The organism is Sinisalibacter aestuarii, from assembly GCF_027923545.1.
In the GTDB taxonomy this organism is placed as follows: domain Bacteria; phylum Pseudomonadota; class Alphaproteobacteria; order Rhodobacterales; family Rhodobacteraceae; genus Sinisalibacter; species Sinisalibacter aestuarii.
Genome location: NZ_BROH01000003.1, coordinates 114877 through 137724, shown reverse-complemented (window position 1 = coordinate 137724; position 22848 = coordinate 114877). Strand labels below are relative to the sequence as shown.

The window sequence follows — 22848 nt, the reverse complement described above, 5'->3', positions numbered from 1 at the left end:
CCGACAGAAGCCCGCCCGATGCGCCCCGTCTCCACATTTCTCAGCGCCTCGCCCCATGCCGAGATGACGGCGCGGGCCGATCTCGGCTTTGGCCTGTCCGCCGCGATCTGGACCAACCGCAGCGACGAGGTGCGCTACACCGCGCCGCTGGGCCATACCTTCAGCTACTACCTCGAGGGCGGCGACGGCACCTGGCGCACCGATATCAGGCCGGTGCACGGCCACCCCGGCGCCGTCAGCGTGCTGCCGGAGGGACAGAGCTCGGACTGGGACATCACCGGCGCGTTTGAATTCGTGCATCTCTACCTGCCCGACGCGGCGCTGCGGCGCAGCTATGCCGAGACCTTCGACCGCGACGCACGGCTGATGCCGGTCGAGGATCTGACCTATGCGACGATCCCTGCCCTCACCGCGCCGTTCCGCGCCCTTGCCAGCGCCCTGCGCACCGGCGATGCGCTGCAAGCCGAGGCGGCGGCGGCCGAACTTGTCACCGTGTTCTTCACCCGGCACGCCGGCCTCGCCCGGCCCGCGCCGGCGCTGGGCGGCGGGCTGGCGCCGCGCACCGCCCGGCGGCTGCGTGACTTCATCGAGGCGCATCTCGACACGCCGATCCGGCTGGCCGACCTCGGCACCGAGGCCGGGCTGAGCGCCTTTCACCTGCACCGGGCTTTCCGCACCCGGTTCGGGGTTTCGCCGCAAGCCTGGATCGCGCACCGGCGCGTGGCGCGGGCCAAGGCGCTCATCCGGGACGGCGAACCGCTGGCGCAGGTCGCGGCGGCCTGCGGCTATGCCAACCAGAGCCATTTCAGCCGCAGTTTCCGCGACGGCACCGGCATGACGCCGGGCGCCTATCGCCGGGCCCTCGGGGCTGCCGCCGCCGCCAGACCCTGACGACAACGATTCGGCTCCGCCCCATTCTTCGCCACATTTCCGCCCCATTTCCGCGCCCGCCTAGTGCCCTGCCCAACACCGGCCACCACATCTTGCGGGCCGATTGTCTCCATTCCGGAAACAGCCCGTTTTTCGCCCCATTTGCGCCAGATTTCCGCTTCCCACACGGCGAAATGTGGCCTACCCCTGAACCTGCCTGGGGGGGCGTGAACGGTGAGTGTATTGCCTTGGGAGACAATACCAATCTGACCGTCCGTTCGTTGACGCGAGCTGACGAGCCCCAGTGGCGCCGCCTGTGGCGGGCCTACCTGGCGTTCTACGAGACGGAAGTGGACGACGAGGTGTACCTGACCACCTTTTCGCGGCTTCTCTCGGATGATGAACCCCAGTTCGGCCTGATCGCAACCGATGGCGGCCGCCCTGTCGGGCTCGTGCATTACATCTTCCACCGCCACAACTGGAAGATCGAAGACGTGTGTTATCTGCAGGATCTCTACGCTGACCCGGATGCAAGGGGCCGGGGCGTGGGGCGGGCGCTGATCGAGGCGGTCTATGCCGCCGCCGATCGCAAGGGGGCGCCCGCCGTCTACTGGATGACGCAGCACTTCAACAAAAAGGCACGCGAGCTCTACGACCGGATCGGGAGGGTGACACCGTTCATCAAGTATCAACGGGGGTAGATACGATGAACACGTCTTTCCGGTCGATCGTGGGGGCGATCGCGATCCTGGGGCTGGCGGGCTGTGCCGCCAACGCGCCGCAAGGGGAAGTGGCGACACGTGAAGTGACGTCACGGCAAGTTGCGCTGCCGGCGGAGCTTCCGCCGATGAAGGCCTTTGCCAGCTCCGGGATCACCCGCCCGACCCGCTCCAACGCGGCCATCGCGGGCGACTTTCTTGACCTCGCCTTCGCGCTCGAAAGCGGCCGCAGCCTGCCGGTGCTGACCCGATTCGAAGGCCCGGTCTCGATCCGGGTGACGGGCCGCGCATCGGCGGCGCTGGATCATGACCTCGACCGGCTCCTGCGCCGCCTGCGCGCCGAAGCCGGGATCGACATTCGCCAGACCTCGGCCAATGCGCCCGCCGCGATCACCGTCGAGGTGATCACCAAGCGCGCGCTGCAGGCGCTGGTGCCGCAGGCCGCCTGTTTCGTGGCGCCGAACGTGTCGAGCTGGGCCGAATACCAATCGGTCCGCGGCACCGTGCAGACCGACTGGACCCGGCTCACCACCCGCGAGCGCATGGCCGTGTTCATCCCCGGCGATGTCAGCCCGCAGGAAATGCGCGATTGCCTGCATGAAGAGATCGCCCAGGCCCTCGGCCCGGTGAACGACCTCTACCGGCTGTCGGATTCGGTCTTCAACGACGACAATTTCCATACCGTGCTGACCGGGTTCGACATGCTGATCCTGCGCGCCTATTACGCGCCCGACCTCGCCTCGGGGATGACCCGAAGCGAGGTGTCGGCCCGCCTGCCCGCCATCCTGGCGCGACTGAACCCGGCCGGCGGCACCGGCACGCCGCGCCTGGCCGCGCCGACGCCGCGCGCCTGGAAAGACGCGATCGAGGACGCGCTGGGCGGCTCCGGCCCGATCGCCACGCGCCAGCTTGCCGCGCGCCGCGCCGTCGACCTCGCCCGCGCCAATAACTGGCGCGACACCCGGCTCGCCCTCTCGCTCTACGCGATGGGCCGGCTCTATCTGAGCACCAATGCCGATATCGCGCTCTCCGCCTTCCGCGAGGCCGAACGGATCTACGGCGCCTCGCCCGAGACCCGGCTGCAGGCCGCCCATATGGGCGTGCAGCTTGCCGCCCACGCCCTGTCGCTCGGCAATGCCGACACCGCGATCCGGATCGTCGACGATCATCTCGGCGCGGTGACCAAGGCCGAAAACGCGGCCCTGCTCTCGACCCTGATGATGATCAAGGCCGAGGCGCTGGAGCTGTCCGGGCGCGACGCTCAGGCGCAGCTTGTCCGGCTCGACAGCCTCGGCTGGGCACGCTATGGGTTCGGCTCCGAAGCCCGGGTGGGCGCGCGGCTCGACGAGATCGCCGCCATTTCACCGGGCGGTCACAGCTAAAGCGGGGCTTCTGGCGCCCGCCCGGAGGGAGCCGGAGCCATGATCATTCTCGCCTTCGCCATCCTCGGCGCTCTGGTCGGCGGCTTCACGGCCCGCTCGCGCGGCGGCAAGGGGCTCGACATCGCCCAATATGCCGCCGGCTACGCGATGGCCTTTGCCGTGATCGGGCTGTTCCTGACCGTGTTCCTCTCGCGCGGCTGACGGGACTCGGTGGGCGCGCTGCGCCCGGAATTCTGACGACCGAAGACGCCGGGCTTGTCCGCCGCCGCCGCATCTGCAAGGTTGCGGCCAACCGGAGGCACGCGATGTTCCTGCCCTTTTTCGACGCCCTGCGCAGCCACAAGGTGCCCGTATCCTTGCGCGAATATCTCGCCTTTCTGGACGGAATGAGCGCGGGGCTGGTGACCTATGATGTCGAGGGGTTCTACTATCTCGCGCGCACCGCGATGGTGAAGGACGAGCGCAATCTCGACAAGTTCGACCGCGCCTTCGCGGAAGCCTTCAAGGGGCTGGAAGAGATCTCCATCGACCAGGTTCTGAACGCCGTCAACCTGCCCGCCGACTGGCTGGAAAAGCTCGCCGAGACGCATCTCAGCGCGGAGGAACGCGCCGAGATCGAGGCTTTAGGCGGCTTCGACAAGCTCATGGAAACGCTGAAGAAACGTCTTGAGGAGCAGAAGAAGCGGCATCAGGGCGGCTCGAAATGGATCGGCACCGCCGGCACCTCGCCCTTCGGCGCCCATGGCTACAACCCCGAGGGTATCCGAATCGGGCAGGAGAAAAGCCGCCATCAGCGCGCGGTAAAGGTCTGGGACAAGCGCGAGTTCCGCAATCTCGACGACAGCGTCGAGCTTGGCACGCGGAATATCAAGGTGGCGCTGAAACGGCTGCGCAACTGGGCGCGCGACGGCGCGGCGGAAGAGCTGGACCTCGACGGCACGATCCGCGCCACCGCCGAGCATGGCTATCTCGACGTGAAGACCCGGCCCGAGCGGCGCAATGCGGTGAAGGTGCTGTTGTTTCTCGATGTCGGCGGTTCGATGGACCCGCATGTGAAGGTGGTGGAAGAGCTGTTCTCGGCGGCGCGGGCCGAGTTCAAGCATCTCGAATATTACTACTTTCACAATTGCCTCTACGAAGGGCTGTGGCGTGACAATCGCCGCCGCTGGAGCGAGCAGACGCCAACATGGGACGTGCTCCACACCTATGGCCCCGACTACAAGGCGATCTTTGTCGGCGATGCCTCGATGAGCCCCTACGAGATCGCCATGCCGGGCGGCGCCAACGAGCATTGGAACGCCGAATCCGGGCAGGTCTGGCTTGACCGCGCCCGTGAGGCCTGGCCCGATCACCTCTGGATCAACCCGGTGCCCGAGGCGCATTGGGGCTACACCCGCTCGATCGAGATGGTGCAGCAGATCTTCGCGGGCCGGATGGTGCCGATGACGCTGGACGGGATCGACCGCGGGATGCGTGAACTCGGGCGTTAACGCCGCCGCGCCGCCACCGGCAGAACGATCAGCGCCGCCAGCCCCAGCCCCGCCCCGGCGAGGAAGGTGGCCGAGGGGCCGAGCGCATCCCACAGCACCCCGGCGACGAGGCTCGCGGCCAGCGTGGCGAGGCCGGTGGCGAGGTTCAGCACGCCAAAGCCGGTGCCGCGCAACGCGGCGGGCACCGTGTCGGCCACCATCGCGGCAAAGGCGCCCTGGGTGAAGCCCATGCTCGCGCCCCAGAGCGCGATCCCCGCGAAGGCCCCCGCCAGCCCCGGCGCAAGCGCCATCGCCAGATCCCCCGCCACCAGGAGCACCACGCCCACCGCCAGCACCGGCACGCGGCCCACGGCATCGCTCAACGCCCCTGCCGGGTAGGCCGCCAGCGCATAGACCACGTTCATCACGATCAGCACCAGCGGGATCAGTGCGGTGGTCAGCCCGGCATGGTCGGCCTTGAGTACGAGGAACGCCTCGGAGAAGCGCGCCAGCGCAAACAGCGCCGCCACGCCGGTGACGGCCCAGAAGGCCGGCCCGAGCCGGGCCATGGCCGCGCGTGACAGCGGCGCGCGCTCCGGCGGGCTGCCGGTGCGGGGCGGCTCTCGGACCCAGACGACCAGCACCGCGACCGCGATCACCGCCGGCAGCACCGCCGCCCAGAAGACCAGCGGGATATTGTCGGCGGTGAGCCACATCAGCGCGATGGCGATCAGCGGGCCGAGGACGGCGCCCACCGTGTCGAGCGTCTGACGCAGGCCGAAGGCCGCGCCGCGCCGCGCCTCGGGCGTGAGATCGGCCACCAGCGCATCGCGCGGCGCACCGCGAATGCCCTTGCCCACCCGGTCGACGAAGCGGGCGGCGACGATCCAGCCAAGGCTGCCGGCGAGCGGAAAGACCGGCTTGGTCAGCGCCGCCAGCCCGTAGCCCGCCAGCGCCAGCGGCTTGCGCCGCCCGATCCTGTCGGAAAGCGCGCCGGAAAACACCTTCACCACCTGCGCCGTCGCCTCGGCGATGCCTTCGATCAGCCCGACCGCCAGCATCGTCGCGCCGAGACCCGACACCAGGTAGACCGGCAGAAGCGCATGGATCATCTCCGACGAGACATCCATGAACAGCGAAACGAGGCCAAGCGCCCAGACACCGCGTGGAAGCCCCTGTCGCATCCTGAATCTCCTGCTTGCACGCCCTGAGGGCCTGGCCCAGAGTGGCGCGATACCCCGGCGACGGAAACCGCGCCCGCTTCCGTTGAACCACAGGCCACGCGAAAGGACAAACGTGCTCGCCTTCGTCAAACGTCTCTGGAACGCCGCGCCCGTCGCCACGCTGCTTCTGGCGGCGGCGCTGGTGGCCTGTGCCTATTTCGGCACCCGCGCGGTGGTTTTCTCGCTCTACTGGCACGACCCGGCGCATCGCGAACAGGAGATCGCGGCCTGGATGACGCCGGGCTATATCGCGCATTCCTGGCGCGTGCCGCGCGAGGTTGTGCTGGGCGCGCTCGGCGCTCCCGTGCCGCCACCCGACGGGCCGATGAACCTCGAAGATCTCGCCGCCTACAGGGGCATGAGCGTCGAGGCGCTGATCGCCGAGGCCGAGGCAGCCATCGCCGCCTTCCGCGCCGACCATCCCGAAGGCGCGCCGCAATGAGCGAGACCGTCTTCTCGCTGGTCACCGATTGGGGCCCCTGGGTGATCTTCGCCTCCGCCTTCCTGTCCTGCCTCGCCTTGCCGATCCCGACCTCGCTGATGATGCTCACCGGCGGGGCCTTCGTCGCCGCCGCCGACCTCGCGCTGTGGCAGGTGGTGGCCGCCGCCTTCGCCGGGGCGGTGCTGGGCGATCAGGCCGGATTTCTGATCGGGCGCTACGGCGGCACGCCGGTGGTCGAACGTATCGCGCGCGCGCCGTCGCGCCGGGCGGTGCTTGGCCGCGCCCGCGCGCTGGTCGACCGGCGCGGCGGCATCGGCGTGTTCTTCTCGACCTGGGCGGTCGCGCCGCTCGGCCCCTGGGTCAATTTCATCGCCGGGGCGACCGGGCTGGGCTGGCTGCGCTTTACTCTGGCGGATGTGCTGGGCGAGATGATCTGGGTCACGCTCTATGTCGGTCTCGGCTATGCGTTCGCCAGCCAGATCCCGACCGTGGCGGAGGTCATGGGCGATGCGATGGGGCTTCTGGCCGGGCTGGTGGTGGCGCTGGCGGCCGGATTGTGGATACGTGCCGTAATGAAGGCGCAGAAGGCAAAGGCCGGCTCCGCCGCATGACCCCTTCCCTGCCCGCGCCGCAGGCCCCATATTCTCTCCATGCTGAAACTCACCCCGATCCTGCTGGCGCTTGCCTACGGCCTTCTGATGTACCGCTTCTCGGCGTGGCGGCTGGGACGCGAACTTGACGAGAAATCGAGCGAGCTGGCCGATCCGCGCCTGAAGGCGGTGACCGACCGGATGGCGCGCGCGCTCGATCTCGACCGGATCCGGGTGCATCTCTACGAGGTCGAGCCGATCAACGGGCTGGCCGCGCCGGATGGGCGGATCTTCATCACCCGGGGTTTCTACCAGCGCTTCCAGCAGGGCGTGGTCTCGGCGGAGGAACTCGCCAGCGTGATCGCCCATGAGCTTGGCCATGTGGCGCTGGGCCATTCGCGCCGGCGGATGATCGACTTTTCCGGCCAGAACGCGCTGCGCATGGCGCTGGGCATGGTTCTGGCGCGGGTGCTGCCGGGGATCGGCCCCTATATCGCCAATACGATGATGTCGCTGCTCGCCGCCCGGCTCTCGCGGTCGGACGAATACGAGGCCGATGCCTATGCCTCGGCGCTGCTGGTGAAAGCGGGGATCGGCACCGCACCGCAGAAATCGCTTTTCGGCAAGCTCGACCAGCTCAGCGCCGGGCGCGGCGGGGCGATGCCGGCCTGGTTCATGAGCCACCCGAAAACCACCGAGCGGATTGCCGCGATCGAGGCCAACGAGGCGAAATGGGGCGTTTGAACGGGATATGGGGGCGCGGCTGACCGGCGCGGCGTCACGGCCTCCGGAAATCCGGATAAGCGGAGATCGCAGCGGCGATGCTGCGCGGACTTTCAGCCTCCGGAAATCCGGATAAGTGGAGATCCGGATTTCCGGATGCCCGGCTCACCCCACAGGGCACCGCCACGCCTAACGCAGCCCCGCCGCCTCCAAAGCCTTGCCGAGCCGGGGCAGGCGCGCCTTTTTCATCAGCCGGCGGATCGGCCAGTCTTCGCCCGAGAGCCGTTCGGCCTCGTCCTGCACCGCCCGCGCCACCCGTTCCACCGCCCGCGGATGCGCCTCCCAGAGCGCGCGCAAAAACAGATCGGGCGCCTCGCGCGCCAGCCCTTCCTCACTCAGCGTATGGCGGGGAAAATCCTTTGCATTCAGCGTCACCAGCACATCCGCCGACCCGGCAATCGCCGCCGCGAGCACATGCACATCCGCCGGGTCCGGCAACCAGAGCCGGGCCGCATCGCCCGCGCGGGGGCTGACCGAAGCACCGGGCCAGCGCGCGTCCAGCGCCGCGATCTCGCCGCGCGCCAGCACCTCCTGACCGGGGCCGAGCTTTGCCGCCGCCCGCGCCCATTCCTCAAGGATACGCGGGCTCCAGAGCGGCTCGTAAAGCCCCGCCGCCGCCGCCCCGATCAGCATTTCACGCATCACCGTCGGGTAAAGCACGCAGGCGTCGAGCAGGGCCTTCACGGCAGCAGCCGGTAGAACAGCGCCTTGAGATAGCCGCTCTCGGCCAGTTGCGGATGTTGCGGATGGTCCGGCCCGGCAAAGCCGGTATGGATGAGCTGCGCCTGCCGCCCGGCCCGCCCGATGCCCCGGTTGCAAGCGGTGCGGAACTTCGCCAGATCCGCCGCATGCGAGCATGAGCACAGGCCGAGGTAGCCGCCCGGCGCCACCAGCGGCGCGGCCAGACGGGCAAGCCGCTCATAGGCGCGCAGCCCCGCTTCCAGCGCCTGCTTGTTCGGGGCGAAGGCGGGCGGATCGCAAATCACCACGTCGAACCGGGCGCCCTCTTGCGCCAGAGCTTCGAGCATGGCGAAGGCATCGCCCTGCCGGGTGGCGAAGCGCGCGGCCATGCCGCCCTGCCCGGCACCCTGTTCGGCCAGCGCCAGCGCCGGGGCCGAGCCATCCACCGCCAGCGCGCTCTCGGCCCCGCCCGCGAGCGCGGCGAGGGAAAAGCCGCCCACATGCGAAAACACGTCGAGCACCCGCCCGCCCCGCGCCAGGCTTGCCGCGAAAGCGTGGTTCGGGCGCTGGTCGAAGAACAGCCCGGTTTTTTGCCCGCCTTCCAGATCGGCCATATAGATCGCGCCGTTCATCGGCACCGGCACCGTGCCGGGATTTTCGCCGATCAACACCTGCGACACATCATCCAGCCCTTCGAGGCCGCGCGCGCGGCCGCTGGCGTTCTTGATCACATTGGTCACGCCGGTGACCGCCACCAGCGCCTCGGCCAGCACCTCCGCCAGCCGGTCGGCCCAGGCGGCGTTGGGTTGCATCACCGCCGTTTCGCCAAAGCGGTCGATCACCACGCCGGGCAGGCCGTCGGCCTCGGCATGGACGAGCCGGTAATAGGGCGCGTCGAACAGATGGGCGCGGTGGGCATGGGCAGCGGCAAGGCGCGCGCTGAGCCAGTCGGCGTCGATCTCGGCCTCCGGGTCGCGGTCGAGGACGCGGGCGAAGATCCGCGAGGCCGGGGTGACGGCCACCGTCGCCAGCGGATTGCGTTCGGCATCTTCCAGCCGGGCGATGGTGCCGGCGGCGAGCGCCTTCGAGCGGCGGTCGGTGACGATCTCGTTGTCATAGACCCAGGGCGCGCCGTGGCGGATCGCGCGGGCATTGGCCTTGGGTTTGAGGCGGATGGTGGGGCGGCTGTCGGTCATGGCCCCCGGTTACAGGAGCCGGGGCGCGCCGGGAAGCCCGAAAGCAGAAGAGCGCCCCCGAGGGAGCGCCCTTCCGGCCCGAGCCTGCCCGCTCCTAGCCTTGCAGAAAATCGCGCGGCCGGGTGATCTCGTAGCGGATCATCTCGCGGATCGCCGCTTCGATCTCGTCTTTCTGGTAGATGCCATTGGCCTCGTTGGCGAGCGCTTCGGCCGGGCTGACCGGCAGATCGAAGCCGATCTCGCGCGCCGGTTCCAGCAATTCGCCGGTCTCGGCGTCGCGGATGGCCATGACCATCCAGATCTCATGCTCGCCGCCGATGGAGTAGCGGGTGCGCATGGTCAGCGCATGGAAGCGGGTCACCACCGCCTCGATCTTCACCGCGCGCGCGCCGTCAAGCCCGGCCACCCCGGCGGTGAGCGCCTCGGTCACGATCGCATCGACCTGGGCGTGGCGGTCACCCAGCGGTTCGCCCTGCCACAAGAGATCGACCCGCGGCTTGATGCTGTTCTCTTCCGAGGTGGTCAGCGTCTGCGGCACGGTCACCTCGATCCCGGTCACCTTGTAGGACGGGTTGAGCGGCACCGGGGCGTGCTCGCCCATCATGCTGCCGAGGAGCGGCATCTCATTGCTGTCGGCTCGGGTGACAAGCCCGCCATGGCCACCGGAACAGGCGCTGAGCGCAGCGGCGGCGGCGAGGATCAGGGCGATGCGTAGGGATTTCATTCACTGCCTCCTTCTGGCGGGCCTCTCATCTGTCCCGCTCGGGTTGAGGGGAAAGTCCCGGCGAAATGGGGCGGAAATGTGGAAAACGGACGGTAATTCAGGGAATTCGCCCAAAGTGTTGCCAAAACAGCAACAATCGCCCAAGGCCGGCCAGACCCTGCCGGGCGCCCGGCATCGGGGCCGCGGGTATTGTTAGCGCTAAAGGGTTGTGTTAGGCCGCAGGCATTCTTCTACAAAGCCGCAGGAGCGAAGGACGCACCATGCCCCTCCATCCCGAGATCGACCGGATCACCGCGCGGATCGTCAGCCGGTCGCGCGACCGCCGCAGCGCCTATCTCGACCGGATCGCCCGCGCCGCCGAAGACGGCCCCGCCCGCGCCCATCTGAGCTGTTCGAACCAGGCCCATGCCTATGCCGGGGCGGGCGGCGATCAGGATGCGCTGGCCACCGGGCGCGCGCCCAATATCGGGATCGTGACCAGTTATAACGACATGCTCTCGGCCCACCAGCCGTTCAAGGATTACCCCGATCTGATCAAGGCGGTGGCGCGGGCCGAGGGCGGCACCGCGCAGGTGGCGGGCGGCGTGCCGGCGATGTGCGACGGGGTGACCCAATCAACGCCGGGCATGGAGCTCAGCCTGTTCTCGCGCGACGTGATCGCGCTCGCCTCCGCCGTGGCGCTCAGCCACAACACCTTCGATGCCGCGCTCTATCTGGGCGTCTGCGACAAGATCGTGCCGGGGCTGGTGATGGCGGCGGCCACCTATGGCCATATCCCCGGCATCTTCGTGCCCGCCGGGCCGATGACCAGCGGTATCTCGAACGACGAAAAGGCCAAGGTGCGCCAGAAATTCGCCACTGGCGAAGCCAGCCGAGCCGAGCTGATGGCGAGCGAGATGGCGGCCTATCACGGGCCGGGCACCTGCACCTTCTACGGCACGGCAAACTCCAATCAGATGCTGATGGAATTCATGGGGCTGCACCTGCCCGGCGCCAGCTTCGTCAATCCCGGCACGAAGCTGCGCGATGCGCTCACCGGCGAGGCCGCGCGCCGGGCGCTGCAGATCACCGGCCTTGGCAACGAGTTCACGCCCGTGGGCCATGTGCTTGACGAAAAAGCCTTCGTGAACGGCATGGTCGGGCTGATGGCGACGGGCGGCTCGACCAACCTGGTGATGCACCTGCCCGCGATGGCGCGCGCCGCCGGGGTGGAGCTGGCGGTGGAGGATTTCGCCGGGATCAGCGCCGTGGTGCCGCTGATGGCGCGGGTCTACCCCAACGGGCTGGCGGATGTGAACCATTTCCACGCCGCCGGCGGGCTCGCCTATATGATCGGCGAATTGCTCGACGCGGGCCTCCTGCATCCCGACACCAAGACGGTGGCGGGCGGCGGGCTGACGGCCTATACCCGCGAGCCGAAGCTCGACGGCGACCGGCTGCGCTGGCAGGACGGCCCCGGCAAGAGCGAGAATGACAGGATTCTGCGCCCGGTATCGGACCCGTTCCAGCCCACCGGCGGGCTGGCCCAGCTCAGCGGCAATCTGGGCGCCGGGGTGATCAAGGTTTCCGCCGTCGCGCCGGAGCGCCATGTGATCGAGGCCCCGGTGCGGGTGTTTCACGATCAGGACGCGGTGAAGGCCGCGTTCCAGGCCGGCGCGTTCACCTCCGACGTGGTGGTGGTGGTCCGCTTCCAGGGCCCGCGCGCCAACGGGATGCCGGAGCTGCACGGGCTTACCCCGGTGCTCTCGGTGCTGCAGGATCGCGGGCTGAAGGTGGCGCTGGTCACCGATGGCAGGATGTCGGGCGCCTCGGGCAAGGTGCCCGCCGCCATCCACGTTACGCCCGAAGCCGCGGAGGGCGGCCCGATCGCAAAGCTGCGCGACGGCGACAGGGTGCGGCTTGACGCGAAGGCGGGCAAGCTCGAGGTTCTGGCAGAGGATTTCGGCGCGCGCGCGCCGGTTACCGCCGATCTCTCGGCCAATGGCATCGGCCATGGGCGCGAATTGTTCGAGATGTTCCGCCAGACTGCCGGACCCGGCACCAGCGGCGCGTCCAGCGTGGTGTAAGGAGACACAGCCATGACCCCGCAGGAAGCCAGCGCCCGCGCCGAGGAAATCTGCCGCGCGGCCCCGATCATCCCCGTGCTCACCGTCGAAGACGCGGCCCATGCCAGACCGCTGGCGCAGGCGCTTGTGGCCGGCGGGCTGCCGGCGCTGGAAGTGACCCTGCGCACCCCCGCCGCGCTCGACGTGATCGCCGCCATGGCCGAGGTGCCGGGCGGCATTCCCGGCGCGGGCACCCTGCTCACCCCCGCCGATGTGAGGGCGGCCAAGGCGGCGGGCGCGAAGTTCGGCGTTTCGCCCGGCGCGACGGATGCGCTGCTGGACGCGGCGGAAGCGCATGATCTGCCGCTGCTGCCGGGCGCGGCCAGCTCCTCGGAGGCGATGCGGCTTCTGGAGCGCGGCTACCGGGTGCAGAAGTTCTTTCCCGCCGAGGCGGCGGGCGGCGCGGCCTTCCTCAAGGCGCTGGCCGCACCCCTGCCCCAGATCGGCTTCTGCCCCACCGGCGGCGTGAGCCCGGCCAATGTGCGGGACTATCTGAGCCTGCCCAACGTGCTCTGCGCCGGCGGCTCCTGGGTGGCGCCGAAGGACAGATTGCGCGCGGGCGACTGGGCCGGAATCGAGGCGCTGGCCCACGACGCGGCGGCGCTGGAGCGCGGCTGAGCGGATCGGGAGTGATAGCGGTGGGGTGACGGACCAGCCAGAACTCCAGTTCTCCGGATAAGTGGATATCGCGGGCGGGCATCCGTCATCGGAATTCAGGCGATATTCCAATGGGTTGGACCACCGGCCTTGACGCGGGAGCATGGTTAATCCTTCGTTCCCCTGCCGACCCGGTGCCGTCGGCTCACCCGGCATCGCGGCGGACCCATCGGCCCGGCCCTGACAGCCACGTCTCCGGATAAGCGGCGATGGCGAAGCCAGATCAAGACCCGGTGTTCAGGTGTGGTTTCAAACGGGTAGACCGCCAGCCACGGTGCAGAGCCATGGTTAACCCTTGGTTGCCGCTGCACCCGACCGGCGCGTCGCCAGCAGCTTTCGCGGTCAAAGTGGCCGGATCAGACGCGCGGGCGGAAATCCGGTTCTCCGGATAAGTGGAGATCGCAGGGCGTGATCAGATCGCCGAAATTCATTGCGATTACAGCAGGTTGTCACGCTGGTTCCGGCATCCAAACATGGTTAACCCATCGTTACTGCCGCCGCATCCGCCCAACCTGCCGACGCCAACTCACCCGGTATCGCGGCACGCTCATACTCCCGCCAGAACGCCACTTATCCGGATAAGTGGAGTCCCGCAGCCAGCCATACCATCTGACATTATCAAATGAATACAACGCAGTGAAAACCACGGCGATGAGTCTCACGGGCCGTTAACCCCGGTGAACAGCCTCACGCATCCGGCCCGTAAAGCGCCTGCGCGCGGGTCTCGAAGGCGCGCACGATCCGTTCCATCGCCTCGTTGAAGACCACGCCGATGATCTTTTGCAGCACCGCGTTGCGAAACTCGAAATCGACGAAAAAGCGCACCTCGCAGCCGCCATCCACATCGGCGAATTCCCAGCGCGAACGCAGATATTTGAACGGGCCTTCGAGATAGTCGATATCCAGCCGCCGGGCCTGCTCGTCCAGCACCACCCGGCTGGCGAATTTCTCGCGAAACACCTTGAAGCTCACCACCAGATCGGCCTCCATCAGCTGGGTGCCGTCCGCATGGGGGGTAACCGAGCGGATCCGCGCGGCGGCGATCCAGGGAATGAATTCGGGGTAGCGCAGCACATCCGCCACCAGATCGTACATCTGGAGCGCCGTATACGGCATCACCCGATTTTCGCCATGTGTCGGCATGTCCCCTTCCCCTGAAGCGTTCCCCGCGCTAATTCCATAACAGGTAGCCGGGATGCAAGGGGGGCACCATGCCGACGCGGCCATATGTCATAGAAGAGATGATCTCGGCCAAGACCATCGCGGCGCGGATCGAAGCGCTGGCGAAGGACATTCACGATGCCTTCGAGGATACCGACAAGCTGATCGTGGTCGGCCTTCTGCGCGGCTCCTTCGTCTTCATTGCCGATATGGTGCGCGAGCTCGATCTGCCGGTCGAGGTGGATTTCATCGAGGCGAGTTCTTACGGAAATTCCACCGAGTCGAGCCGGGAGGTGCGCATTCTCAAGGACTTGCGCGGCGAGATTCAGGGGCGCGACGTGCTGGTCGTCGAGGATATCGTCGATACCGGTTATACGCTGAAGCACGTGGTGGGGCTGCTGAACGCCAAGGGGCCGAAACGGCTCAAAACCGTCGCCCTGCTTGACAAACCCTCGCGCCGCGAGGTCGACATCAAGGCCGACTGGACCGGGTTCGAAATTCCCGACGAATTCGTCGTCGGCTACGGCATCGACTTTGCGCAGCGCAACCGCAACCTGCCCTATATCGGCGCGGTGCGGTTCCTGGAAGACGAGGCATGAGCCTCGGACCCCGCCAGTTTTTCCGCATGGCCAAATGGGCGCGCAACCCGCCCTCGGAAAAGCGCGTGAAGCTGGTTCTGGCGGTGATCGTGATCGCGCTGGCCATCTTCGGGCTCGAACGGATCTTCGGCAGCCCCGACTGGATGAAGCTGCCGCAGATGAGCGGCCGCCACCTGCCGCGCTGAGCCGTCGCATGGCGGGGGGTAGACCTTGCAATCCACAAACCTTATATGTTCTGTCAGGTTTATGGGAAATGCGCGATGAACAGCGAGACACAGCAGATGGAAGGGGCGCCCCTGATCAAGCCCTCGACCACCGATCACCCGCTTTACGACAAGGTCGTCGAAGCGTGCCGCACGGTTTATGACCCCGAAATCCCGGTCAATATCTACGATCTCGGGCTGGTCTACACGATCGACATCAGCGGCGAAGGCAATGTGCATATGCTGATGACCCTCACCGCCCCCGGCTGCCCGGTGGCCGCCGACATGCCGGGCTGGCTGCAGGATGCCGTCGGCCCCGTCGAGGGGGTGCAAAGCGTCGATGTCGAGATCACCTGGGATCCGCCCTGGGGGATGGACATGATGTCCGACGAGGCGCGGCTGGAACTGGGGTTCATGTGATTTTCACGATATCAAGCCAAAAGACTTGATATTTTACTTTTCAAGCCATATAGCTTGAATTCATGTCCATGCCCGCACATACCGTCGCCGTGCTGACCGGAGACCTCATCGGCTCGACCGCGTCCGGCGAAACCGCGACCGACGAGGCGATGGCCAGTCTCCACAAGACCACCGTCGAGATCGCAAAGTGGCGGGGCGTTTCACCGCCCCTGCGCTTTTTCGACCGGTATCGCGGCGATGGCTGGCAAATCCTGCTCACCCACCCGGCCTATGCGCTGCGCGCGACCCTCGTGCTCGCCGCGACCCTCGCCAGCACCGCCGAGTTGCCCCGCACCCGGATCGGCATCGGCATCGGCCCCGCCGACATTCCCGACAACAAGGACTTCGCGGCATCGACCGGCGCGGCCTTCATCGCATCGGGCCATGCCCTCGATACATTGCCGCGCGCGCGAGTATTCGCCATCGAGGGCGAACACGTCACCTCCCTGCATCGCGCGATACTGGCGCTTGCGGAAGAGCTGAGCGGGCGCTGGACACCGGAACAGGCCGAAGCGACCGCCCTGTATCTGAGCCCGCGCCAGCCGACCCTCGCCGCAATCGCCGAACGCCTCGGTATCTCGACCCAGGCCGTCTCCTACCGCATCCGGGGCGCCGGGGCGCGCGCGCTGCGTGACGCGGCAACATGGTGGGAACAGGACGCCGAGGACAGAGCCCCATGATCGCCACCTTCACCGCCCTCCTCCTCGCCCATGTGCTCGCCGATTTCGTGCTGCAAACCAACTGGATCGCGGCCAACAAGCACCGTCCCGGCGTCTTCGCCCTGCATATCCTCATCGTCTTCGCCGCCGCCGCGCTCGCGCTTGGCCAGCGGCAGCCGGAGGCGCTGGGCTGGCTGGCCGCGCTGGCCGTGGTGCACGGGCTGATCGACCTTGCCAAACGCTTCGCCGCCGCCACCGGCTTTGCCGGCTTCGTCACCGATCAGGTGGCGCATCTGGCCAGCCTTGCCGGGCTGGCCGCGCTGATGCCGGGGCTCTGGGCCAGCGGGCTCTGGGCCACGCTCCTGCCCGGCCAGACATGGCTGCTGCACGCCTTCGCCCTCGTCGCCGGCTTCGTCATCGCCACCCGCGCCGGCGGCTTTGCCGTGGGGGCGCTGCTTGGACGGTTCGACGGCGTCGAGCTGCCGCAGGGCCTTGAGAAAGGCGGCGAGCTGATCGGCCTGCTGGAGCGGGCGATGATCTTTCTGCTCGTCCTTGCCGGCGAACCGGCCGGGATCGGCTTTCTGATCGCGGCGAAATCGGTGCTGCGGCTCGAAGCCACCTTCGCCGATGGGGCCAAACATCACCGCGCGGCGGAATATATCATCATCGGCACGCTGGCCTCTTTCGCCTGGGCAATGGCGGCCAGTTTCGCAACCGTGACATTACGCGCCACGCTCACCCCTTGAGCCGCAATCCCTGAGCAATTAGGTTGGGTAAGCGAACAGAGGAGTCACCCATGTTTTCGATCCCCGGCAAACAGGCCGTCAGCATCACCCCGAAAGCCGCGGCGCAGATCGCCCGGCTGATGGAGAAGGACGGCACCCAGGGCCTGCGCATCGGCGTCAAGAAAGGCGGCTGCGCGGGGATGGAATACACGATGGATTACGTCACCGAGATCGACCCCGCCGACGAGGTGGTCGAGGCCGAAGGCGCCCGGGTGATGATCGCGCCGATGGCGCAGATGTTTCTGTTCGGCACCGAGATCGACTACCAGACCTCGCTGCTCGAATCGGGCTTCGTGTTCCGCAACCCCAACGTCGTCGATGCCTGCGGCTGCGGCGAGTCGATCAAGTTCGACGAGAGCATCTCCGCCGGGACATGAGCGTCTCCGACAGCGAGATCGCCTTCGCGCTTGAGCTGTTTTCCAGCATCGAGGGGCTGACCCACCGCAAGCAGACCGGCGCGCTCTGCCTTTATTGCGACGGCAAGATCTTCGCCACCGCGGGCGATGGCGCGATCTACCTCAAGGCCCGCGGCTCCTTCGCCGACGAGATGGAAGCCGCCGGCGCCCGGCAATTCACCCTCACCCGCGCCGATGGCAGCACCGCCACCAATTGCTACTGGACCCTGCCGGACGCGGCCCTTGACGATCCCGATCTGGCCTGCAACTGGGCGCGCCGGGCGCTGGCGGCACTCTGATCCGGCAAGGCCATTCGCCGCACCCTTCCCACTTTGCGCCCGTCTCCTTTGCCGCTAGTCTCCGCCCACCAACAACACGGGGAGACACACCACATGCGGCGCGCACTGGCAGCAGGCAACTGGAAAATGAACGGCACGAGCGCATCGCTCGGCGAGATCGAGGCGTTGAAGGCGGCCCATACCGCCCCGAAGGTCGATATCCTGATCTGCCCGCCGGCCACCCTGCTCAACCGGCTCTCGGTCGCCGCGGCGGGCAGCGCCATCGCCACCGGCGGCGAGGATTGCCACGCCGCCGAGAACGGCGCGCATACCGGCGATATCTCGGCGGAGATGCTGGTGGACGCGGGCGCGAGCCATGTGATCGTCGGCCATTCGGAACGCCGCGCCGACCATCATGAGAGCGACGCGGATGTGCGCGCCAAGGCCGGGGCCGCTCTGCGCGCCGGGCTGACGGCGGTGATCTGCCTGGGCGAAAGCCTCGATCAGCGCGAGGGCGGCGAGACGCTCGACGTGATCGGCAGCCAGCTTGCGGGCTCGCTGCCCGACGGGCTGACCGGCGCCAACGCCGTGATCGCCTATGAGCCGATCTGGGCCATCGGCACCGGCAAGATCCCCACCATCGAGCAGATCGAAGAGGTGCACGATTTCATCCGCGCCGAACTGGTCAAGCGGTTCGACGCCGAGGGCGACAAGATGCGCGTGCTCTATGGCGGCTCGGTGAAACCCTCGAACGCCGCCGAGATCTTCGCGGTCGGCAATGTCGACGGCGCGCTGGTGGGCGGGGCGAGCCTGAAGGCTGACGATTTCAGCCCGATCATTGCCGCGCTGGAAGCCGCCAAGGGCTGAGCGCTACAAAGCTTGGGGAACGCCCGGCACACCCGCCGGGCGTTTCGCGTTTGCCGGGAGGGACCCCCATGAACCATGACGAGTTGGCCCGCTGGTCGAAACGCGCCGCCGACTGGGCGCGCGACTATCACGCGGGCTTGCGCGAGCGCCCGGTGCGGCCCGATATCCTGCCCGGCGATTTCCGCAAGCTGATCGAGGCGCCGGTGCCGGAGAGCCCCGAGCCGATGGAACGCATCTTCGACGATTTCACCCGGCTCGTGCCCGATGCCATGACCCATTGGCAGCACCCGCGGTTCTTCGCCTATTTCCCCGCCAATGCCGCACCGGTCTCGATGCTGGCCGAGCAGCTTGCCAATGCGATGGCGGCGCAGGCGATGCTGTGGCAGACGGCTCCGGCGGCGAACGAGATGGAAGCCCTCGTGCTCGACTGGCTGCGCGATGGGCTGGGCCTGCCGGGCACCTTCACCGCCACGATCCACGACAGCGCCACCACCGCCACCTTCTCCGCCGTGCTGACGATGCGTGAGAAAGCGCTGGATTATAAGGGGCTTACCGAAGGTCTTTCATCTACCCCACGGCTGCGCCTCTACGCCTCGGCGCAAACCCATTCCTCGGTCGACAAGGCGGCGCGGCTGTCAGGGATCGGGCAGGACAACCTGGTGAAAATCCCCGGCCGCGCCAATGATCCGCTCTACTCGATGGACCCCACAGCGCTTGACGACGCGATCCGCGCCGACCTTGCCGCCGGCCACACACCGGCAGGGGTGATCCTCGCCACCGGCGGCACCTCGATCGGCGCCTGCGACGATCTCACCGCCTGCATTGCCGTCGCCAAGACCCATGGCCTGCCCACCCATGTCGATGCCGCCTGGGCCGGATCGGCGATGATTGCGCCGGAATTCCGCACGCTCTGGCAGGGCGTCGAGCAGGCCGACAGCATCGTCTTCAACCCGCACAAATGGCTCGGCGCGCAGTTCGACGCTTCGGTGCAATTCCTGCGCGATCCCCGGCCCCAGATCGCCACGATGGGCCTGCGCCCCGACTACCTCAAGACGCAAGGCGCCGACGAGGTGGTCAATTACAATGAGTGGACGCTGCCTCTGGGCCGCCGCTTCCGGGCGCTGAAACTCTGGTTCCTGCTGCGCGCCGAGGGGCTTTCGGGCCTGCGCCAGCGCATCCGCAACCATGTGGCCTGGGCCGGCGAGGCACGCGACGCCATTGCCGCCCTGCCCGGCTTCGAGATCGTCACCGAGCCGATCCTGTCACTCTTCACCTTCGCCCTCGACAGCGATGCGCGCACCGCCGCGCTGCTGGAGGCGGTCAACCGCGACGGGCGCATCTACCTCACCCAGACCACCCATGAAGGCCGTTTCGTGATCCGGGTGCAGGTGGGCCAGTTCGACTGCACCCGCGATGATGTGATGACGATTCCCGAGGTGCTCGCCGCCTGCGCCGCGCGGCTCTGAGCCTGCATGACTCGCCGGCGCGGCCCGTGCTAGGCTCGCGGCGATTTCACTCGGGGCGAGCGCCCCGGCACAACGCCTCGATCGGAGAGATTGCCATGACCCGCCTCGCCGCGCTCCTGTTCGCGCTCATCCTGCCCCTTGCCGCCGTCGGCCAGAGCTGGCCTGTGCATGAGACCGTCTATGTCAACGACTACGCGAATATCATCGAGGAAGGGGCCGAGAGCCGCATCACCTCGGCGCTGACCTCGCTGCGCGAGGAAACCGGTGTCGAGGCCACCGTGCTCACCCTCCATACCCGCTGGGGCTATGAGAGCACCGGCAGCCTTGAGAGCTTCGCCACCGGGCTGTTCAACCATTGGGGCATCGGCAATGCCGAGCGCAATGACGGCATCCTGATCCTCGTCGTCTCGGAAGACCGCGAAATGCGCATCGAGCTTGGCTCGGGCTACGGCACCGCCTTCAACCGCGAGGCGCAGGATATCGTCGACCGGGTGTTTCTGCCCGCCTTCCGCGACGGCGATTTTTCAGCCGGGATCGAGGATGGGACGGCGGCGGTGATCTCGCGCATCGCCCAGGTGCACGCCGCCGGAAACGAACCCGCCGCCCGCGGCGGCGGCGGCGGCGGCTTCGTCGGCGCGGTGATCGGGGCGCTGATCGCGGTGATCGCCGGCATTTCGATCTTCGGGCGGCGGATCAGCGACCGCTTCAGCCGCTGCCCGCAATGCGGCACGCGCGGCATCCATACCGAGAAACACACGCTGGAAAAGGCCACCCGCAAAGCCACCGGGCGGGGCGAAAAGATCACCACCTGCCCGCATTGCGGCTACCACGCGACGGTGCCCTTCACGATCTCACGGATCTCCTCCTCATCGTCCTCCGGCGGCTCGTTCGGAGGCGGATCGTCGTCCGGGGGCGGTGCTTCTGGCCGCTGGTAGGCGCGCCCTGGCCGGGCGCTTCCTGCCGGACGCAAGGTCACCCGTTCCGGGCGCCGAAAACGTGATAGACTTGCGGGCGAAGGGAGCGCTGGGGTGAAGCATTACGGGCTCGATCATACGCTGGCCGAACATGTCGCCGATGGGGTGATGCATGTGCTCGGCCTCGCCGCCGCCATCGCCGGGGCCACGGCGCTGATGGTCTGGGCGGCGCTCTCGGTGCCCGCCGACAGGCTCTGGCCACTGATCCCCTATGCGGTGGGCCTGGTCGCCACCTTCGCGCTCTCGGCGGCCTATAACCTCACCCTGCACCGCAGGATCCGCGCGGTTCTGCGCCGCTTCGACCATGCGGCAATCTATCTGATGATCGCGGGCACCTATACGCCGATGGCCATTATCGGCATCGGCGGCGGGCGCGGCCTCGCGCTGGCCATCGCCGCCTGGAGCCTCGCCGTATTCGGCATCACGCTCAAGCTTGCCTTCTTCCACCGCTGGCCGCGCCTCGGCTTCGTGCTCTATCTCGCGCAGGGCTGGCTTGGCGTCGTCGCTGCCTGGCCGCTGATGCAATCGCTGCCGCTGGCGGCGCTGATCCTGCTGCTGATCGGCGGGGTGACCTATACGCTCGGCACGATCTTCTATGCCAAGGCATGGCCGTTCTCCACGGCGATCTGGCATGGCCATGTGCTGGCCGCCGCCGCCACCCATTACGCCGCGATCATCCTCGTCGCCCGGCTGGCCTGAACGCCCCGCGCCTTACCGGTGACCGGGATGCAGCGCGTGGTCGATCGCCTCTTCGACATGGTCCCAGTGCATCTGGTGCATGAAGCCGTGCATCGAGAAATGATGCCGCGCCTCCTCGTGATCGGGCGTGCGCAGCAACAGCGCCGCCCCCGCCCCGACGAGGCAGGCTCCGGCGGTGATCGAAAAGGCCAGCGGGAAATTCCCCAGATCGCCGAGCTTGCCGCCAAGGATCGGAAAGACGATCCCGCCCGCGCCATAGCTCAGGAAGACGTAGGGGTAGTTCTGCCCCACCCGGTCATTGCCGAACAGATCGGCGGTGAGCGCCGGGAACAGCGCGAAATTGCCGCCGAAGTTGAAGCCGATCAGCGCCGCGCCCGCATAAAGCAGCCAGGGCGTGCCCGCCATCGCGGTGAAGGCGAAGAGAAACAGCGCCTGGCTCGCGGTCATGATCAGCACCGACCGGCGCCGGCCCAGCCTGTCCGATGCCAGGCCCCACAGGATGCGGCCCAGCCCGTTGGCGAGCGAGAAGAACACCGCCATCGCGGTGCCGGCAATGGCGCTGGCCTCGACCGGCGACAGGCCGCGCGCCGTCAGCGCCTCGATCGGGTAGAGCTTCATGAGCCCGATCGACATCAACCCGGCTCCGGCGGACACCGCGAAGATCAGGAAGACGAGGTAGAATTGCGGCGTGCGCAGCATTTCGGTGAGGCTGTAATTCTCGCCGCCCTTGGCGGTGGCGGCGCTGGCGGCGAAGCCTTCGGGCCGCCAGCCCTTGGGCGGCATCCGCATCCAGATACTGCCGATCAGGATCAGCAGGGCGAAGGCGAGGCCGTAGAGAACGAAGGTCGCGCCGATGCCGCGGCTGTCGAGCAGGTGGCCCCAGGCCCCCGCCATCTTCACCCAGCCCATCGCGCCGAAGCCGAAGCCCGCCACGGCAAGCCCGGTGATCATCCCCTTGCGGTCGGGAAACCAGCGCATCCCCACAGCGATGGGCACCACGTAGCCCAGCCCGATCCCCGCCCCGCCAATCAGGCCGACACCGATCACCACCACCCAGAAATTCGTAGCCCCCAGCAGGCCGGCCAGCACATAGCCCAGCCCCAGCACCAGCCCGCCGGATATGGCAAGCGCGCGTGGCCCGAAGCTGTTGAGCAGCCGTCCGGCCACCACCATCACCAGCGCGAAGCTTGCGAGCCCCACGGCGAACACCACCTGCGTCTGCATCTTCGACCACCCCGCCTCGATCAGCGGCGGCGTGAAGACCGACCAGGCATAGATCGCGCCGAGCGAAAGCTGCATCAGCACCGCGCCCAGCACCACGAACCAGCGATTGCCGACAGATCTGACCGCAGACATCCCCGCCTCCTCCTCATGCGCTCGCGGCAGGGCTTACCATTTGCCGCGAGTCTGTTTCCGCGCGCGGGGTGAGCCTATCATGCTGCGCCGCAGCGCGACTTGATCT

General features: G+C 67.8%; 27 protein-coding genes. 21 read left to right on the top strand and 6 right to left on the bottom strand.

Annotated features, from left to right (window positions below; all coding sequences use genetic code 11):
- Window positions 1-18 precede the first annotated feature (18 nt).
- The 5 genes from QMG28_RS07450 (at window position 19) to QMG28_RS07430 (ending at window position 4461) form a co-directional block, all read left to right on the top strand.
- Entirely contained in the window at window positions 19-891 is an 873-nt protein-coding gene (locus tag QMG28_RS07450; protein ID WP_281841591.1) for a helix-turn-helix transcriptional regulator, read from the top strand.
- 227 nt (window positions 892-1118) lie between these two features.
- Window positions 1119-1571, top strand: a complete 453-nt coding sequence (locus QMG28_RS07445) for a GNAT family N-acetyltransferase (protein ID WP_281841590.1) — start codon at window positions 1119-1121, stop codon at window positions 1569-1571.
- 5 nt (window positions 1572-1576) lie between these two features.
- The gene (locus QMG28_RS07440; RefSeq protein ID WP_281841589.1) at window positions 1577-2971 is read left to right on the top strand and encodes a DUF2927 domain-containing protein; all 1395 of its coding nucleotides are present in this window, start codon (window positions 1577-1579) and stop codon (window positions 2969-2971) included.
- Between the two features lie 39 nt (window positions 2972-3010).
- Window positions 3011-3172: a hypothetical protein gene (locus QMG28_RS07435; RefSeq protein WP_281841588.1), complete on the top strand. Its 162-nt coding sequence runs from the start codon at window positions 3011-3013 to the stop codon at window positions 3170-3172.
- Between the two features lie 104 nt (window positions 3173-3276).
- Window positions 3277-4461, top strand: a complete 1185-nt coding sequence (locus QMG28_RS07430) for a vWA domain-containing protein (protein ID WP_281841587.1) — start codon at window positions 3277-3279, stop codon at window positions 4459-4461.
- Here the strand turns inward: QMG28_RS07430 and QMG28_RS07425 are convergent.
- Window positions 4458-5624: an MFS transporter gene (locus tag QMG28_RS07425; protein ID WP_281841586.1), complete on the bottom strand. Its 1167-nt coding sequence runs from the start codon at window positions 5622-5624 to the stop codon at window positions 4458-4460. The two genes, QMG28_RS07430 and QMG28_RS07425, sit on opposite strands and share 4 nt — an antisense overlap.
- A 112-nt stretch (window positions 5625-5736) precedes the next feature.
- On the opposite strand from QMG28_RS07425, the gene QMG28_RS07420 reads away from it, so the two are divergent.
- Genes QMG28_RS07420 through QMG28_RS07410 form a run of 3 tightly spaced genes read left to right on the top strand, consistent with a single transcriptional unit; the run spans window position 5737 to window position 7439 of the window.
- Window positions 5737-6105 carry a hypothetical protein gene (locus QMG28_RS07420; RefSeq protein WP_281841585.1) on the top strand — a complete coding sequence of 123 codons (369 nt, stop codon included), beginning with the start codon at window positions 5737-5739 and terminating at the stop codon, window positions 6103-6105.
- Window positions 6102-6716, top strand: a complete 615-nt coding sequence (locus tag QMG28_RS07415; RefSeq protein ID WP_281841584.1) for a DedA family protein — start codon at window positions 6102-6104, stop codon at window positions 6714-6716. Before QMG28_RS07420 ends, QMG28_RS07415 begins: the two co-directional genes overlap by 4 nt.
- Before the next feature lie 39 nt (window positions 6717-6755).
- Complete coding sequence (locus QMG28_RS07410) at window positions 6756-7439, top strand: M48 family metallopeptidase (RefSeq protein ID WP_281841583.1); 684 nt, start codon at window positions 6756-6758, stop codon at window positions 7437-7439.
- A 168-nt stretch (window positions 7440-7607) separates the two neighbouring features.
- On the opposite strand, the gene QMG28_RS07405 is transcribed toward QMG28_RS07410, so the two are convergent.
- From QMG28_RS07405 to QMG28_RS07395, 3 genes are all read right to left on the bottom strand, one after another.
- A complete protein-coding gene (locus QMG28_RS07405; protein WP_281841582.1) occupies window positions 7608-8162 on the bottom strand; it encodes an RSP_2648 family PIN domain-containing protein in 555 nt (184 codons plus the stop codon).
- Window positions 8159-9355 carry an RSP_2647 family RNA methyltransferase gene (locus tag QMG28_RS07400; protein ID WP_281841581.1) on the bottom strand — a complete coding sequence of 399 codons (1197 nt, stop codon included), beginning with the start codon at window positions 9353-9355 and terminating at the stop codon, window positions 8159-8161. Before QMG28_RS07400 ends, QMG28_RS07405 begins: the two co-directional genes overlap by 4 nt.
- Before the next feature lie 94 nt (window positions 9356-9449).
- Entirely contained in the window at window positions 9450-10079 is a 630-nt protein-coding gene (locus QMG28_RS07395) for a DUF6778 family protein (protein WP_281841580.1), read from the bottom strand.
- Between the two features lie 260 nt (window positions 10080-10339).
- Between QMG28_RS07395 and edd the strand changes: the two genes are divergently transcribed.
- Together edd and eda are read left to right on the top strand one after the other, a co-directional pair.
- Window positions 10340-12145 (top strand): phosphogluconate dehydratase, encoded by a 1806-nt coding sequence (gene edd / locus QMG28_RS07390; RefSeq protein ID WP_281841579.1) that lies wholly within the window; start codon window positions 10340-10342, stop codon window positions 12143-12145.
- 12 nt (window positions 12146-12157) lie between these two features.
- Window positions 12158-12802 carry a bifunctional 4-hydroxy-2-oxoglutarate aldolase/2-dehydro-3-deoxy-phosphogluconate aldolase gene (gene eda / locus QMG28_RS07385; protein ID WP_281841578.1) on the top strand — a complete coding sequence of 215 codons (645 nt, stop codon included), beginning with the start codon at window positions 12158-12160 and terminating at the stop codon, window positions 12800-12802.
- 726 nt (window positions 12803-13528) lie between these two features.
- Here the strand turns inward: eda and QMG28_RS07380 are convergent.
- A complete protein-coding gene (locus QMG28_RS07380; protein ID WP_281841577.1) occupies window positions 13529-13984 on the bottom strand; it encodes a type II toxin-antitoxin system RatA family toxin in 456 nt (151 codons plus the stop codon).
- Window positions 13985-14052: 68 nt separating this feature from the next.
- On the opposite strand from QMG28_RS07380, the gene hpt reads away from it, so the two are divergent.
- The 11 genes from hpt (at window position 14053) to trhA (ending at window position 21386) form a co-directional block, all read left to right on the top strand.
- On the top strand, window positions 14053-14601 hold the full coding sequence (gene hpt, locus QMG28_RS07375) for a hypoxanthine phosphoribosyltransferase (RefSeq protein WP_281841576.1): 549 nt from the start codon (window positions 14053-14055) through the stop codon (window positions 14599-14601).
- Window positions 14598-14786 carry a hypothetical protein gene (locus QMG28_RS07370; protein WP_281841575.1) on the top strand — a complete coding sequence of 63 codons (189 nt, stop codon included), beginning with the start codon at window positions 14598-14600 and terminating at the stop codon, window positions 14784-14786. Before hpt ends, QMG28_RS07370 begins: the two co-directional genes overlap by 4 nt.
- A 75-nt stretch (window positions 14787-14861) precedes the next feature.
- A complete protein-coding gene (locus tag QMG28_RS07365; protein ID WP_281841574.1) occupies window positions 14862-15224 on the top strand; it encodes an SUF system Fe-S cluster assembly protein in 363 nt (120 codons plus the stop codon).
- A gap of 62 nt (window positions 15225-15286) precedes the next feature.
- Window positions 15287-15943: a hypothetical protein gene (locus QMG28_RS07360; RefSeq protein WP_281841573.1), complete on the top strand. Its 657-nt coding sequence runs from the start codon at window positions 15287-15289 to the stop codon at window positions 15941-15943.
- Window positions 15940-16668: a DUF3307 domain-containing protein gene (locus tag QMG28_RS07355; RefSeq protein ID WP_281841572.1), complete on the top strand. Its 729-nt coding sequence runs from the start codon at window positions 15940-15942 to the stop codon at window positions 16666-16668. The genes QMG28_RS07360 and QMG28_RS07355 overlap by 4 nt, the downstream gene beginning before the upstream one ends.
- Before the next feature lie 50 nt (window positions 16669-16718).
- A complete protein-coding gene (locus tag QMG28_RS07350) occupies window positions 16719-17084 on the top strand; it encodes a HesB/IscA family protein (protein ID WP_281841571.1) in 366 nt (121 codons plus the stop codon).
- The gene (locus QMG28_RS07345) at window positions 17081-17401 is read left to right on the top strand and encodes a TfoX/Sxy family protein (protein ID WP_281841570.1); all 321 of its coding nucleotides are present in this window, start codon (window positions 17081-17083) and stop codon (window positions 17399-17401) included. Before QMG28_RS07350 ends, QMG28_RS07345 begins: the two co-directional genes overlap by 4 nt.
- A 93-nt stretch (window positions 17402-17494) precedes the next feature.
- Window positions 17495-18247 (top strand): triose-phosphate isomerase, encoded by a 753-nt coding sequence (gene tpiA / locus QMG28_RS07340; RefSeq protein ID WP_281841569.1) that lies wholly within the window; start codon window positions 17495-17497, stop codon window positions 18245-18247.
- 68 nt (window positions 18248-18315) lie between these two features.
- The gene (locus QMG28_RS07335) at window positions 18316-19713 is read left to right on the top strand and encodes a pyridoxal phosphate-dependent decarboxylase family protein (protein ID WP_281841568.1); all 1398 of its coding nucleotides are present in this window, start codon (window positions 18316-18318) and stop codon (window positions 19711-19713) included.
- Window positions 19714-19808: 95 nt separating this feature from the next.
- Window positions 19809-20648 carry a TPM domain-containing protein gene (locus QMG28_RS07330; RefSeq protein WP_281841567.1) on the top strand — a complete coding sequence of 280 codons (840 nt, stop codon included), beginning with the start codon at window positions 19809-19811 and terminating at the stop codon, window positions 20646-20648.
- Between the two features lie 93 nt (window positions 20649-20741).
- Window positions 20742-21386: a PAQR family membrane homeostasis protein TrhA gene (gene trhA / locus QMG28_RS07325; RefSeq protein WP_281841566.1), complete on the top strand. Its 645-nt coding sequence runs from the start codon at window positions 20742-20744 to the stop codon at window positions 21384-21386.
- 12 nt (window positions 21387-21398) lie between these two features.
- Here the strand turns inward: trhA and QMG28_RS07320 are convergent, their stop codons facing one another.
- On the bottom strand, window positions 21399-22742 hold the full coding sequence (locus QMG28_RS07320; RefSeq protein WP_281841565.1) for an L-lactate MFS transporter: 1344 nt from the start codon (window positions 22740-22742) through the stop codon (window positions 21399-21401).
- Between the last annotated feature and the right edge of the window lie 106 nt (window positions 22743-22848).